At 67.5% G+C, this 13,465-nt stretch carries 15 protein-coding genes; 3 read left to right on the plus strand and 12 right to left on the minus strand.

Annotation, left to right across the window (positions count from 1 at the left end):
- Positions 1–19 precede the first annotated feature (19 nt).
- Positions 20–1,042 carry a non-homologous end-joining DNA ligase gene (ligD, locus tag AC1MED_RS08605; RefSeq protein WP_479786509.1) on the plus strand — a complete coding sequence of 341 codons (1,023 nt, stop codon included), beginning with the start codon at positions 20–22 and terminating at the stop codon, positions 1,040–1,042.
- Between the two features lie 12 nt (positions 1,043–1,054).
- Here ligD and AC1MED_RS08610 read toward each other — a convergent pair whose 3' ends face one another.
- Positions 1,055–2,080, minus strand: a complete 1,026-nt coding sequence (locus AC1MED_RS08610) for an isopenicillin N synthase family dioxygenase (RefSeq protein WP_479786511.1) — start codon at positions 2,078–2,080, stop codon at positions 1,055–1,057.
- A gap of 121 nt (positions 2,081–2,201) precedes the next feature.
- Complete coding sequence (locus AC1MED_RS08615) at positions 2,202–2,657, minus strand: cupredoxin domain-containing protein (RefSeq protein WP_479786512.1); 456 nt, start codon at positions 2,655–2,657, stop codon at positions 2,202–2,204.
- 257 nt (positions 2,658–2,914) lie between these two features.
- Between AC1MED_RS08615 and AC1MED_RS08620 the strand changes: the two genes are divergently transcribed.
- Positions 2,915–3,616, plus strand: a complete 702-nt coding sequence (locus AC1MED_RS08620; RefSeq protein ID WP_479786515.1) for a DedA family protein — start codon at positions 2,915–2,917, stop codon at positions 3,614–3,616.
- Positions 3,617–3,975: 359 nt separating this feature from the next.
- Positions 3,976–4,854 carry an AfsR/SARP family transcriptional regulator gene (locus AC1MED_RS08625; RefSeq protein WP_479786518.1) on the plus strand — a complete coding sequence of 293 codons (879 nt, stop codon included), beginning with the start codon at positions 3,976–3,978 and terminating at the stop codon, positions 4,852–4,854.
- A gap of 28 nt (positions 4,855–4,882) precedes the next feature.
- Here the strand turns inward: AC1MED_RS08625 and AC1MED_RS08630 are convergent, their stop codons facing one another.
- The 10 genes from AC1MED_RS08630 to AC1MED_RS08675 form a co-directional block, all read right to left on the minus strand.
- Entirely contained in the window at positions 4,883–6,082 is a 1,200-nt protein-coding gene (locus tag AC1MED_RS08630) for an NAD(P)/FAD-dependent oxidoreductase (RefSeq protein WP_479786520.1), read from the minus strand.
- 4 nt (positions 6,083–6,086) lie between these two features.
- Complete coding sequence (locus AC1MED_RS08635) at positions 6,087–6,293, minus strand: hypervirulence associated TUDOR domain-containing protein (protein ID WP_479786522.1); 207 nt, start codon at positions 6,291–6,293, stop codon at positions 6,087–6,089.
- A 128-nt stretch (positions 6,294–6,421) separates the two neighbouring features.
- Positions 6,422–7,723, minus strand: a complete 1,302-nt coding sequence (locus tag AC1MED_RS08640) for a Y-family DNA polymerase (RefSeq protein WP_479786524.1) — start codon at positions 7,721–7,723, stop codon at positions 6,422–6,424.
- On the minus strand, positions 7,716–8,147 hold the full coding sequence (locus tag AC1MED_RS08645; protein ID WP_346958199.1) for a LexA family protein: 432 nt from the start codon (positions 8,145–8,147) through the stop codon (positions 7,716–7,718). Before AC1MED_RS08645 ends, AC1MED_RS08640 begins: the two co-directional genes overlap by 8 nt.
- A gap of 272 nt (positions 8,148–8,419) precedes the next feature.
- A complete protein-coding gene (locus AC1MED_RS08650) occupies positions 8,420–8,797 on the minus strand; it encodes an ArsR/SmtB family transcription factor (protein ID WP_479786526.1) in 378 nt (125 codons plus the stop codon).
- Positions 8,757–10,043, minus strand: a complete 1,287-nt coding sequence (locus AC1MED_RS08655) for an MFS transporter (protein WP_479786528.1) — start codon at positions 10,041–10,043, stop codon at positions 8,757–8,759. The genes AC1MED_RS08650 and AC1MED_RS08655 overlap by 41 nt, the downstream gene beginning before the upstream one ends.
- A 115-nt stretch (positions 10,044–10,158) precedes the next feature.
- Complete coding sequence (locus AC1MED_RS08660; protein ID WP_479786529.1) at positions 10,159–10,932, minus strand: EAL domain-containing protein; 774 nt, start codon at positions 10,930–10,932, stop codon at positions 10,159–10,161.
- Positions 10,933–11,094: 162 nt separating this feature from the next.
- Positions 11,095–11,628, minus strand: a complete 534-nt coding sequence (locus AC1MED_RS08665; RefSeq protein WP_479786530.1) for a GNAT family N-acetyltransferase — start codon at positions 11,626–11,628, stop codon at positions 11,095–11,097.
- A gap of 32 nt (positions 11,629–11,660) precedes the next feature.
- Entirely contained in the window at positions 11,661–12,281 is a 621-nt protein-coding gene (locus tag AC1MED_RS08670; RefSeq protein WP_479786531.1) for an L-threonylcarbamoyladenylate synthase, read from the minus strand.
- Positions 12,282–12,317: 36 nt separating this feature from the next.
- Complete coding sequence (locus AC1MED_RS08675; protein ID WP_479782981.1) at positions 12,318–13,460, minus strand: XdhC family protein; 1,143 nt, start codon at positions 13,458–13,460, stop codon at positions 12,318–12,320.
- Positions 13,461–13,465: the final 5 nt, after the last annotated feature.

Genomic DNA, 13,465 nt, shown 5'->3' on the forward strand with positions numbered 1-13,465 from the left:
CCGGGGTAGCTTGATCCTCATGGCTCGGGAAGAAACCACGGTCTCCGTCGAGGGACCCGACGGCAGCAGGGACGTCAGGATCTCCAGTCCCAGCAGGCTACTCTGGCCCGAAGCGGGCCTGAGCAAGCTGGACCTCGCCCACTACATGGTCTCCGTCGGAGACGCGTTCCTGGCCGCCAACGGCGGCCGCCCCATCACGCTGCAGCGGTTCTCCGGCGACGTCGACGGCGACCAGTTCTTCTCGAAGAACCCGCCCAAGGGCGCGCCGGACTTCGTAGGGGCCGTGGACGTGGTCTATCCCAGCGGCCGGTCCCACCCCCAGCTGGTGATCGACGAGATCGCCGCAGCGGTCTGGGCGGTGCAGATGAACACGGTGGTCTTCCACCCCTGGGCGTCGCGGGCGGCGAACCCGGACAACCCGGACCAGCTGCGGATCGACCTTGACCCGCAGCCCGGCACCGGGTTCCGGGACGCCGTGCCGGCCGCCCGGGAACTGCGCACCGTGCTGGCCGAGGCGGGGCTGACCGCCTTCATCAAGACCTCCGGCAACCGCGGACTCCACGTCTTCGCGCCGATCGAGCCCGCGCATGAGTTCCTTGAGGTGCGGCACGCCGTCATTGCCGCCGCGCGCGAACTTGAACGCCGGATGCCGGAGCAGGTCACCACCGCCTGGTGGAAGGAGGAACGCGGCACCCGGGTCTTCATCGACTTCAACCAAGCCAACCGTGACCGCACGATGGCAGGGGCCTACAGCCCCCGCGCCCTGCCCGCCGCCACCGTGTCCTGCCCGCTGGAGTGGGAAGAGCTGGAGGGCGCGGACCCCAGGGACTTCACCGTCGCGACCGTTCCCGGCCGCCTCAAGGCCACCGGGGATCCCTGGGCCGGCATGCATGCCAGCCCCGGCTCCATCCAGGCCCTACTCGGGTGGTGGGAGCGGGATCTGGCCGCCGGTCTGGGCGAGCTCCCCTTCCCGCCGGACTTCCCGAAAATGCCCGGCGAACCGCCGCGGGTGCAGCCCAGCCGGGCCCGGAGCAAGGACTAGGTCCGGCCCGTTTTATTGGACCAGCTCGGGGTGGTGCAGCCGGGCAACCTCGGGGTGGGCGCGGAGCCAGCCCTTGAGCACATTCGCCCCGTAGGAGGCGAGCATCGGGTTGGCGGGATCGTCTGAAAGCCCGCGCGACTGTGCCGCCAGCGCCGGCGGCAGCGGAACCGGATCGATGACGGCGTCCAGCCGGGGCGACCAGAAGAACGGGACCGTGTAGCGGTCGACGCCGGGCGGCGGCGCCTGCACCCGGTGGACCGTCGCCGAGAGGTACCCCTGGGTCGCCACTTCAAGCATCTCGCCGAGATTCACCACCAGGGCACCCTCGATCGGCGGCACAGGAATCCAGACATCGCTGCCGTGCGGCCGGACCTCCAGTCCGCCCACCCGGTCCTGCAGCAGGAGGGTGACGAAGCCGTAATCCGCGTGCGCGCCAACGCCCTGGTTCCCCGCGGCCTGAACCACGCCGCCGACGTAGTGCGTGAGTTTGGCCATCCACGCCGGTGTCCCCTGGAAGGCGGCGGCGAAGTAGTCTTCGGGCAGTTCCAGCGACACCGCGATCGAGGCCAGCAATTCCGCGCCGACCCGGCACATGTGTTCGGCCCAGGCCATGGCGACGGTGCGCAGCTCCGGGAGGGCCGCGTCCGGCCAGAGGTTGGGGCCCTGGATCAGCCAGTACGGCTGATCCGCCGGGTAGCCGCGCAGGGCGGGCCGGTCCGGTCCGAAATCAAGTTGCTCGCGGGCGTCCGGCCGCCCCTGGGTCACTTCGTGGCCAAGCCTCGTGTAGCCGCGGAAATGCGGCGACTTGCGGTTGTCCAGGGCCAGCCGCTCCGCTTCCGGCAAGGCGAAGAACCGTCGGGTGACCTCGAAGAGCTCAGCGACCTGGGCGGCGGTGGCGCCGTAGCCGGTCAACTGGAAGAAGCCCACCCGGTGGCTGGCGTCGCGGAGGGCCGCGACGAAAGCGGGGTTAAAGGACCCGTCCTCGCTTCTCGCCTCAGTCAGGTCCAGCACCGGGATTGATTCGGTTGGAGTGTCCATCACTGCAACGTAGCACCGGGCGAAGGGCTATTGAAGGTGTCAGCGGTTACGGCGCCGGCCCCTGGCCAGCCGGAGTAGAACCAAGGTGCCCGGCCGGGTGCGAACCCGCGGACCGGCACGCTCACTTGACCGTCAGCGTTCCGTGCATGCCCGGGTGGAAGGTGCAGTGGAAAGCGTACGTTCCCGGAGTTGACGGGGCCGTGAAGCTGGCCGTGCCGCCGCTGCCCTTGACGTCGACGTCGAACGCCGGTCCGTCGTCGGCCGTAACCGTGTGCTCGGCACCATCCATGTTGGTTACGGTCACGACCGCACCGGCGGCCACCACCAGCGGCGGGCCGTAAGCGAAGTCCCGAATCGTGATCACTGCTGCGGAAGTTGCCGGGGCTGATCCGGCGGAGGGCGTGCCGGCCGCGCCGCTCTCCGTGCTCCCGGTCGCGGACGCGGTGGCCGCCGGCGCGGTGGCAGTCGGCGCGGAGGCAGTCGGCGCGGTCGTAGTCCCGCCGCCCGGGGCGCATCCTGTGGCACCCAGCAGGATCACCGCCAGCAGCAGCGTGGCGCGCGCGTTTCCGGTGTTCATAGCCGACTACCTCCCCATCTGGATCTTGCGATAACAGTGAAGTTGCCTGCTTAAATTGTGCTCCCGTTCCGCTCCTGTGGCGCCGGCAAATCTGCCGGTTTTCAAATGATGTTGCCCCCCGCACCGGGCTTCTGGTTCGGGCTTCCGGCGGAGTCGCCGCCGGGAGGCTGCCCGGGTCGCGTCCGCGCCGCGGACCGGGACGGTATGGCAGGGTGGAGAGTGCCCGAGTCCCGCCGTGCCGCCAAGGAGTCCGATCGATGACCGTGCCAGCCATGCTGACCGCAGCCTCCGCAACGCAGGACCTGACCGGGATTGTCGGTTTCGCCGCGCGGTCCATCGATGCGCTGGGGGAATGGGGTGTGGGGCTCTTCACGCTGGCCGAAACGGTCTTCCCGCCCATCCCGAGCGAGGTCATCCTGCCACTGGCCGGATTCCTCACCCGGCAGGGGTCCATGAACCTGGTGCTCGTCTTACTGACCAGCACCCTGGGCGCCTACCTGGGGGCGCTGGTGCTGTACTGGCTGGGCGCCCGTCTGGGTCTGGAACGGTCCATCCGCTGGCTGTCCCGCCTGCCGTTGGTGGACCGGGGCGATTTTGAGAAGGCCGCTGACTGGTTCGACCGGCACGGCAGGCCGGCGATCTTTTTTGGCCGGCTGATTCCGGGCGTGCGGAGCCTCATCAGTCTGCCGGCGGGGGCCCAGAAAATGAACATGCTCAGCTTCAGTGCCTTCACCCTCGCGGGAAGCGGCCTGTGGAACGGGATCCTGATCGGACTGGGCGCGGTCCTCGGGGCCCGGTACGAACTGATCGACCAGTACTCGCGCTATCTCAATTACGCCGTGTACGCGGCCTGCGCGGCCCTGCTGGTCTGGTTCATCGCCAGAGGTGTCCGCCGGAGGAAGCCGGACAGCCAGGGACCGCGCCGCGGAAACTCCGGCCGCGGGCCGTCCGGCGGGTAGGCCAGCGCCGCGCGTGAGGTTGCCACGCTAGGTGACGGCCCCTTGCTTGCCGCCGCGATCTACTTGGCCGTAACCCCGGCTACCTGCTTTTCTTCGCGGCACCGTACTCGACGTTCCCGGTCGCCGTACCCGACTTTTGCCGTTCACCAAATCGGGTAGTTCCCGCGCTTGCCGCCCCCGGAGGGTCGTGTAACCGTGGCTCCGGGGGCAGGAGTGGAAAACGGGGCCAGTCCGCCGAATTCGGCACCTCTTCCCGCCCTGTTCCACGCGATTTGAATTCGTTGCCTGGGGAATCGGAGAACATCGTGCCCACACCGCCGGGAGCACCACCGCCCATATCGGTTCAACTTTTCGGACCTTTGGAAATCCGCCGCGACGGCGTGTCCCTCACTGCCGCGGATCTGGGCGGGAGCAAGCCACGGCATATTCTTGAACTTCTCCTGCTGAACCTGGGCACACCGGTGTCAAAGACGCGGCTGATCGAAATTCTTTGGGGGCCCCACGCCAGCGACGGAGCCGTAGCCACGCTGGAGAGCTACGTCAGCGGCATCCGGCGGGCGATCCAGCCGGGACAGACCAAAACGGGTCCTCTCAGGACGGCCAACAGCGGATACGTCCTGGAGCCCCGGCTGGTGGACCTGGACCTCACGCGCTTCCACGGCCTGCTGCTCGCTGCGGGCTGCGCCGCGCCGGCCGAGGCGTACGCGCTCCTGGTCGAGGCGCTGGAGCTCTCCGCCGAACCACTCCTCGGCTTCGAACTCGTCGCCGACTGGGCGGACGCGGCCCGCGCCCGGAACGCCGCCGATCGCGTTGCCGCAAAGATCGCGGCCGCGGACGCGGCACTGTCCCTCGGGCGGCACGACGAAGCTGTTCGCTGGGCGCAGTCAGCCGTCCGGTCCGAGCCGCTGAACGAGCGGGCCTGGACGGTGTTGGTGACGGCCTTTGAACATGCCGGCCTGCCGGTAGAGGGCCTGTCTGCGTATGAGCGTTGCCGCCGACTTTTTGACCGCGCGCTGGCCTGCCCGCCGGGACCGGCCCTCCAAGCCGCGCATTTGAGGCTGCTGCGGCAGCGCGCTGAAGAAAATACGGAGCTCTCCGAAGTACTGGCGGCCCTGCTGCTCCTCGACGAAAAGCTGCACGCACCGGGGCCGAAGGGCACGGCGGCCGATGACCGTCTCCGGGAGAACGCCGGAAGGATCCTGGACTCTTTCCTCCAGCGCGTCCGGACCGCGGTCTGACGGTTACCCACACGCGCATTCTGCAAACCTAGGCGCGGCCCTTGAGGATCAGGTTCCAGTACACCTGCGGGAAAATGTCCCGGTCCACAACCCACGACGCGCGGCTCTCTTTCCACGTCGGAACCTTGGGGACCGAGGGCATGGGCCTGTAGTGGTCATCGAACTCGGCGAAGACAACCGTCGAGCGGGACACCGTGAAGGGGCACACCGAGTATCCGTCGTACTTCTCCGGCAGCGGCTTTCCCTCGCGGGCCGCGACGAGGTTCTTGGCCAGTACCTTCGTCTGCTTCCGCAACGCACCGCCGGACTTGGAGTTGGTGGTCGCCGCGGCATCACCCAAGGACCAGATGTTCGGGAACCGGGTGTGCCGGAGGGTCTGCGGGTCCACGTCCACGAACCCGCCGGAGTCGCCCGGGGCGGGCAGTTCGGTGGCCTTGAGCCAGTCCGGGGCCGACTGCGGCGGCACGGCGTTGAGGACGTCGTAGTGCAGCTGCTCGGTGGATCCGGTTGTATTGTCCCTGATCACCGCGTTTTGGGCCGCCGCCTCCACCGCAACCAGTTCACTGTCCAGGCGCAGTTCAATGCCGTACTCGGCGATCTTGCGACGCAGCTCCTCGTCCACCCCGGGCACGCCGAACACGGTGGGGTAGGGCTGCACCATGACGACGCGAATGTCCTGGAGGACTCCCTGCCGGCGCCAGTAATCGCAGGCCAGGTACATGGGCTTCTGTGAGGCGCCGCCGCACTTGATGGGGCCTGAGGGCATCGTGAAGACGGCGGTGCCGGCCGTGAGGCCGCTCAGCAGCGCCCAGGATTTCGCTGCCAGGCCGAAGTCGTAGTGGGACGCACCCGCGGCGGAATGGACGGCCTCGGCCAGGCCCGGGATACCGGCCCAGTCCAGCTGCAGGCCCGGGCAGACCACCAGGTGGCCAAAGCCCAGCCGGCGGCCGGAGGCCAACGTCACCATGTTGGCCGCCGGGTCGACGTCCACTGCGCTGTCCCGGATCCATTCCACGCCAGGTGGCATGACGGAGCTCTGGGTCCGGACGGCTTCGACGGCCTTTGCCCTTCCGCCGGCGATGTGGGAGAACAACGGCTGGTAGAAGTGCTGCTCTCCGGGCTCCACCACGGCCACATCCTTGATGCCGTAGCGATGCAGGCGTGCGGCGAGGGAGACACCGGCATTACCGCCGCCGATGATGAGGACGTCGTGCTTCTGGCCGGCCACGGCGTTACTCGTGCACTGTCAGGGCGGAGGCTTTGTGAGCAGCCCGGGCACCTGTTCCGGCCGACTCCACGACATACATCGGCTCGTCCGCACTGGCCCGGTGGGTGTGTCCGTCCAGCTCGAAGTCACTGACCTTTTTCTGCACAACTGTGCCGTGGGTGGGGCCCTGGGGCGTGTTCCACTCGACGGGTGTTCCCTTGCTTAGCGGCATTGGCGCTCCTCGGATCGGCCGGTTCCAGCGGCACACGGGGTGCCAGCAGCCGGAGCCTCAATAGTAAGCATGGTGACCTCTTTTGGGTATCGTGCCGGTGCCGGCCGCCCGATCCTGTGGGGGACTGGTCAGGCGGCCTTGACCACGGGCAGTTCGTCCCAGTGGGTCGTGTAGCGCGGGGACAGCATGTCGCGCTTCATCGTCCAGTCAGGGCCGCCGCGGATCCCTGCGGACCCCAGGCCGATGGAACCCTTGCCGTACTTGCGGCTGACCTCCTCCAGCAGCGGGCCGATGCCCCGTTCCTCGTGCGGGTTCTCAAACACGGCCAGCGGAGCCTGGTTGGCTGTCGGACGCAGGTCCGTGACCATGACGCCGGCCCGCGCGTAGTTGACGCCGTCGACGATCCGGGGGAGCAGGGCGCAGGCGGCTTTGGCCAGCAGCAGCGGGTCCGCGGTAGGCATTGGCAGCGAAACGCACGCCGAGGGGTGCGAGCTGTCCCGCGGGTTGTAGTGGGATGTGGCGGCGAAAGCCGTCAGGACTTTGGCCTGCAGGCCGTGCCGGGCGAGCCGGGCGCTGGCCTGCTGCGCGTAGATCCCGAGGACCTGGCGCATCGCGGCCGCAGTGCTGATGGGGGTGGCGAAGGACCGGCTGAAAATCAGCTGGTCGCGGCCGACGCGTTCCTCTTCGAGCGGGATGCACGGCGTGCCCCGCAATTCCAGGACCGTGCGCATCAGCACCACCGAGAAGCGGTCCCTGATGGTGACCGGGTCCGCCCGGGCCAGGTCAAGCACGCTCCGGATCCCCAGCCCGTTCAGGCGTTTGGTCAGCCGCGTGGAGACGCCCCAGAGCTCGATGACGGACAGGCCGGCCATCAGTTGCTCCTGGCGCTCGGCGGGAACGGCGTCCCAGTGGCAGACGCCGTCGAACGCCGGGTTGTGCTTGGCCCACTTGTTCGCCAACTTTGCCAGGGTCTTGGTGCCGGCGATCCCGACGCACACCGGAACGCCGACATTCCGGCGGACCGACGTCTTCATGGCCTGCCCGAGCCGCAGCAATTCTCCCGGGCTGCCGCGGACGCCAAGGAACGCTTCGTCGATGCTGTAGACCTCCAGCCACGCCGAATACCGGCCCAGGAGTTCCATCACCCGGGCGCTGATGTCCCCGTAGAGCTCGTAGTTGCTGGACCTGGCCACCAGCCCCCATTCCCTGGCCCGCGGGGCAAGTTTGAACCAGGGCTCGCCGAGGGGGATGCCCAGGGCCTTCGCTTCCGGCGAGCGGGTGACGGCGCAGCCGTCGTTGTTGGACAGCACCACCACCGGCCTGCCCTCCAGCGAGGGATCGAACGCCCGTTCGGCGCTGGCGTAAAAGCAGTTCACGTCCACGAGGGCAATACTGCCGCCGGGCCGCGGCTCGGACCCGGGCCTAGACATGGTGCAGGCACCGGGTGGCGACGCCCCAGATGACGAGGTCGGAGAGGGCCGGTACCCGGATGTCCGGATAGCGCGGGTTATCTGCCTGCAGGACCACCCCGGACGCGGTGACCCGGAGGCGCTTGACGGTGAGCTCGCCGTCGAGGACGGCGACGACGACGCACCCGTCGCGCGGCTCGAGCGCCCGGTTGACGATCAACTCATCCCCGTCGCTGATGCCGGCGCCCTCCATGGAGTCCCCTGAGACCCTGACGACGTAGGTGCTGGTGATGTCCTTGATCAGGTGCTCGTTGAGGTCGATTCGGCCGTCAAAATAGTCCTGCGCCGGCGACGGATAGCCGGCAGCGACGGGCACCGGCGAGATGAGGACCGACAGGAGGGAAGAGCCCGCATCTATCACGCGGGGCCCGATGATTACGCCCACAACACACCCTTTTTCGAATATATGTTCGAATTAAAGTGTAGCGCCCGGGGCTGACATTTGACCTCCTCATGAGGTTTCATTCGATGCAGGATGCGTTCGAGCCGGGAGGGATTCAAAGGGTCGGATTCGCCCGCAGGACGCTGACTAAGCCATGTCGTAACCCATAACCGGCAAATGGTGGACACCGACGGGACAGCGGCAGCAGCTTCCCAGTGCCACGGCTGGTGTAGGTGTGGCCGCCTGCGGCAGCACGTCAGCAGGCAGCGTGGAATTCAGTCGTGCGTCGGCTCGCCGGTGACCCGGTGATCGGCGTGGTTGATGGTTTCGCGGATCAGCCGGATGAGGTGTCCGTCGTGGAGGGAATAGATGACGTGTCGGCCGTCTTTGCGGGTGTCCACGAGTCCGCTGAGGCGGAGTTTGGCCAGGTGCTGGCTGGTCACTGTCCGCGGCACCCCGGCGGCGGCGGTGAGCTCGGTGACGGTTTTGGGTCCGTCGGCGAGCTGCCAGAGCAGGTGCAGGCGGGTCGGTTCGGCGAGCATTCGCAACGTGCCGGCGGCAGTCTCCAACAGCTGCGGTCCCGGGGTGACTGGGTGGGCCAGGGACGGAGCGTCAGGGGCGTGATCCGGCGCGCTGTCGGGTTGACTGCTCAACGCTCTGCTCCTTCTCCGCTGGTTCCTTGGCTGCTGCGGCGTGGTGCCGGGGCCAGGACACGAATGCACCTGCACTGCCTATCATCGCAATAATTGTCAGCGCCATGGCAGCCCAGCCCAAACCGGCCATGGCCCCAACCCATCCGGCCAGCGGATACGTCACGATGTAACAGGCGTGGGAGAGGGAGAACTGGGCCGTGAACACGTACGGCCGGGTCTCTTCGGTAGACGCATCCCGCAGCAGCCGTGAAGAAGGGGTGAGGATGGTGGAGTTCGCGGCGCCCAGCAGGAACCATAGACCCAGCAGCAGCCACCAGCCCGACCCTGGGGCACCCAGCAAGGTCAGTGCCGCCGTAGCGGCCAGGACCAGCGGAATGGCGGCGGCGCCGGAGAGCATCACGGCACGGTCCCCGAACCGGTCCAGGACCCGTGGCGCAGACAGGGCCACGATCATCGACCCGACCCCGAAGCAGGCCAACGCCAGCGCCAGGTCGGTGTCCGGCCGGTGCAGGACATCCCGCACGTAGACCACTGTGTTGACCAGCACCAGCGCCGTCGGGGCAGCGACCACGAGGTTCAGCGCCAGCAGGGACCGCAGTCGACGGTTCCGCCAGAAAATCCTGGCTCCCAGGGTGGTCCGGTGCCATAGCGAAGTCTGCGGCGCCGCGGAGGCGGAGACCCGCGGCAGGACGGTGATGGCGACCATGAGCGCCGAAAAGAGGAACCCGGCGACGGTCCCGAGGAAGAGATTGTTGTAGCTGAGTGCGGTCAGCAGCAGTGCAGCAACGGCCGGGCTGACCAGGGCTTCCATGTCGTAAGCCAGCCGGGACAGCGACAGTGCCCGGGTGTAGTCCTTTTCCTGGGTCAGGATGGTGGGGATCAGGGACTGGAACGCCGGGGTGAACGTCGCGGACGCACTCTGCAGCAGGAAGATCACGATGTAGATCTGCCAAACGTCGGTAATGAACGGAAGGCATAGGGCCATCGCGGCCCGGATCAGGTCCGCCCCGATTAGGACCCGTTTCTTTGGCCATCGCGCGGCCAGGGCGTTGATCACCGGAGCCAGGCCCACATAGGCCAGCATCTTGATCGTCAGTGCGGTGCCAAGCACCGCTCCGGCGTTGGTACCGGCCAGGTCGTAGGCCAGGAGCCCCAGCGCGACGGTGAGCAGCCCGGTGCCGATCAAGGCCACGATCTGGGCTGCGAACAGCCGTCGGTACGGCACGTTCTTCAGAACTGACAACATCAGCGAAACCCCTCAAGTGCATACGTGCATGGTTATGCACTTATGCTAGTCGATGGGAGCGCATGTGCCGCGTTCAACCGGCCCCGGTTGGCAGCCGCGGCGGGCTCCGCTGCGGCTACGCGAAAGCGGTGACGCCGAGACCGGAGCCGGCATCCACATTTACCTGTGGAAGCTTCTCGAAGGCGGGCTTGCCCAGCCAGTATCCCTGGAACAGCCGGATGCCCGTACCCTTCAGTTCCAGGAACTCCGCCTCGGTCTCGATGCCTTCTGCGAGCACCGTGATGTTGAGCTCCCGGGCGATATCGACGATGCCGGCGACGACGGCCTGGCGGGCCGGGCTGGTGTCGATCCCGCGGATGAGCTTCATGTCAATCTTCATCAGGTCCGGCTGGAAATCGACAAGGAGGCCCAGACCCGCATGACCGGCGCCGAAGTCGTCGATGGCGGTGGTAAAACCATGCTTGCGGTATTCGGTGATGATGTTCGTAAGGTGGGCGGTATCCGAGACCTCCTCATTTTCCGTGAACTCGAACATGATCGACGAGGTCGGAAAACTGCACCGGCTGGCTGCGAGCAGTGTCGCGCGTAGGCAGGCGGCCGGTTCGTAAACCGCGTTCGGCATGAAGTTGATCGACAACATCAACTCCTCACCCGCCGGAAACAGCCGCGATGCCAGCTCGATTGCCTTGACGCGGCAGTCCTGGTCGAAACGGTACTTCTGCTCCGGCGACACCTTTGACAAAACTTCGTAAGCGCCCTCGCCTGACAAGCCCCTGACCAGCGCCTCGTAGCCCCACACGCGGCCGGCAACGGCGTCATAGATCGGCTGGAAGGCCATGCTGAAATCGAAGTCAAGTTTTGAAGATGTGGTGCAGCCGTCACAGGCCATGTGGGAGTCCCCTCTCGTGGTTTAGGACTACCGTAGGACACGAGTGCCGCCGTCGAGGGTCCGAACACAACTGGTTGTTGGCCGTGTCGCGAACCTTCGACGCGAGTGAAGTGCTTGGCACCTTTCCCGCCGGATCAGGCTCCGCGTCCTAGCGCTGAGCGTTTAGGGTGCCTCCGGCCGAACGGTATCGATCCAGTAGCGCCGCTTGCCGTTGCGGGTGTCCTCGTAGACGCCGCCGTTCTTTTCGATGGTCGCCCGGGATCCGGCGTTGTCCTCATCGCAGGTGAGGAGGACCCGGGGGATTCCCAGCTCCCGCGCCAGCGGCAGGGCGTCAGCCAGCGCTTTCGCCGCATGGCCGCGGCGCCTGGCGGAGGGTCGCACGCTGTAGCCGATGTGGCCGCCCTCATTGAGCAGGAAGTCGTTCAGCTCGTGCCGGATGGCAAGTGAGCCCAGGAACGTGCCACCCTCCACGATCCACAAATACGTGCAGGGCACGTAACCCGGTCTCCGCGGGGTCTCCGGTAGAGCGTCCTTGAGTAGGACATCGACAAAACGACGGAACGACCCGGCGTCCCGGAGTTCTTCCAGAGGCCAGTCCTCCGCGCCCCCGCCGTCCCGGCGCGCGCCCTCAAATTCGGCGGAACCTTCCAGCCAGGAGGAGTGGAAGCTGACGTCAGGCAGAGTGAGGCGGGGCATCCCAGGATCGTATCCCAGGGGCGGGGGCCCGACTATTCAAACCGCGACGGGTCGCCCATACCGTGGCGGACAACCTCGGCGACACCGCTGGAGAAGTCAACGACCGTCGTCGGCTCCGCCCCGCAGTCGCCGGAATCGATCACGGCGTCCACCACGTGATCCAGCCGCTCCTTGATTTCCCAGCCCTGGGTCAGGGGCTCTTCCTCGTCCGGGAGCAGCAGCGTGCTGGAGAGCAGCGGCTCGCCGAGTTCGGCCAGCAGAGCCTGGACCACCTTGTTGTCCGGGATTCGCACGCCGACGGTCTTCTTCTTGGGGTGCAGCAACCGCTTCGGCACCTCCTTGGTGGCCGGCAGGATGAACGTGTAGCTGCCCGGCGTCACGGCCTTGATGCTGCGGAAAACGTCGTTGTCGATCTGGACAAACTGCCCCAGCTGGGCGAAGTCCTTGCAGACCAGCGTGAAGTGGTGCTTGTCATCGAGGTGCCGGATGGCGCGGATCCGGTCCAGCGCGTCCCGGTTCCCCAGCTGTGCGCCCAGCGCGTAGCAGGAGTCGGTCGGATAGGCGATCAGGCCGCCGGACTTCACCATGTCCACCACCTGGGTGATGGATCGCGGCTGGGGGTTGTCGGGGTGCACATCGAAATATCTCGCCATGGCACGAGCTTACGCCCGACGCCGGTCGTCCCGCCGCTAGGCCTGCTGCCCGTGATGCTGCTCGTCGTGGTGGATCCGTTCGTCCAGCTGCCGCAGCGGTTCGCCGCTGCCGCTCCACTGCGTGGCGATGATCTCCGCGGCGATGGACACCGCCGTCTCCTCCGGGGTCCGGGCGCCGAGGTCCAGGCCCACGGGGCTGTGCAGCCGGGACAGTTCGGTCCCGCCCAGTCCCGCCTCGCCCAGCCGCCGGAGCCGGTCCTGGTGGGTGCGCCGCGACCCCATGGCACCGATAAAGGCGACCGGGCCGCCGCGCAGGGCCACCTCGAGCAGAGGAATGTCGAACTTCGGATCATGCGTGAGGACGCAGATGACGGTCCGTTCGTCGACCAGCCCCCGGTCTTGCTGCCCGGCCAAGTAGCGGTGCGGCCACTCGTTGATCACCTCGGCAGCCTCGGGAAACCTGGCCGGAGTGGCGAAGACGGCACGGGCGTCGCAGACGCTCACCCGGTACCCCAGGAACGTGCCGAGCCGGGCGAGCGCCGCGGCGAAGTCGATGGCCCCGAAAACGAGCATCCGTGGCGGCGGGGCGTAGCTGGTGAAGAAGATCCGCATCCCGCTGTCCAGCCGCTCGCCGTCCGGGCCGTAGCTCAGGATGCCGGTCCGGCCCGCGGCTAGATAACCCTGGCAGTCGTCGCCCACGGCGAGGTTTGCGCGCTCCGAGCCCAGGTTTCCCTCGAAGCCGTCCGTCCGCACCACCAAATGCCGCCCCAGCCAGGTGCTGTCCGGGTGCTCGATGACTGTGGCCACCCCCACCCGCTTTTCGTCCTCGATGTCCTGCCGCACGCCGTCGAGCTCCGCGAAGCGCTGCGCCGAGACCGGCTCAACGAAGATGTCGATGATGCCGCCGCAGGTGAGGCCGACGGCGAACGCGTCGTCGTCGCTGATCCCGTACCGCACCAGCACGGGGACCCCGTCGTCCCGGACCTGGCTGGCCAGTTCGAACACCGCGCCCTCGACGCAGCCGCCGGACACCGACCCGACGGCGGCGCCGCCGGCCGTGACCAGCATGGACGCGCCCGGAAGCCGCGGGGCGGACTTGAACGTGTCCACCACCGTCGCCAGCCCCGCGGTTCTGCCCTGCCGCCAGTCCGGCATGATGGCTGCCAGCACGTCCCGCATGGAGT

Source organism: Arthrobacter sp. BI5, assembly GCF_056680065.1.

Bases quoted from the DNA above. Each gene is read 5' to 3' on its own strand.
- ligD (WP_479786509.1), top strand. From the start codon at position 20: ATGGCTCGGGAAGAAACCACGGTCTCCGTCGAGGGACCCGACGGCAGC.
- AC1MED_RS08610 (WP_479786511.1), bottom strand. From the start codon at position 2,080: ATGGACACTCCAACCGAATCAATCCCGGTGCTGGACCTGACTGAGGCG.
- AC1MED_RS08615 (WP_479786512.1), bottom strand. From the start codon at position 2,657: ATGAACACCGGAAACGCGCGCGCCACGCTGCTGCTGGCGGTGATCCTG.
- AC1MED_RS08620 (WP_479786515.1), top strand. From the start codon at position 2,915: ATGACCGTGCCAGCCATGCTGACCGCAGCCTCCGCAACGCAGGACCTG.
- AC1MED_RS08635 (WP_479786522.1), bottom strand. From the start codon at position 6,293: ATGCCGCTAAGCAAGGGAACACCCGTCGAGTGGAACACGCCCCAGGGC.
- AC1MED_RS08640 (WP_479786524.1), bottom strand. From the start codon at position 7,723: ATGTCTAGGCCCGGGTCCGAGCCGCGGCCCGGCGGCAGTATTGCCCTC.
- AC1MED_RS08655 (WP_479786528.1), bottom strand. From the start codon at position 10,043: ATGTTGTCAGTTCTGAAGAACGTGCCGTACCGACGGCTGTTCGCAGCC.
- AC1MED_RS08660 (WP_479786529.1), bottom strand. From the start codon at position 10,932: ATGGCCTGTGACGGCTGCACCACATCTTCAAAACTTGACTTCGATTTC.
- AC1MED_RS08665 (WP_479786530.1), bottom strand. From the start codon at position 11,628: ATGCCCCGCCTCACTCTGCCTGACGTCAGCTTCCACTCCTCCTGGCTG.
- AC1MED_RS08670 (WP_479786531.1), bottom strand. From the start codon at position 12,281: ATGGCGAGATATTTCGATGTGCACCCCGACAACCCCCAGCCGCGATCC.
- AC1MED_RS08675 (WP_479782981.1), bottom strand. From the start codon at position 13,460: ATGCGGGACGTGCTGGCAGCCATCATGCCGGACTGGCGGCAGGGCAGA.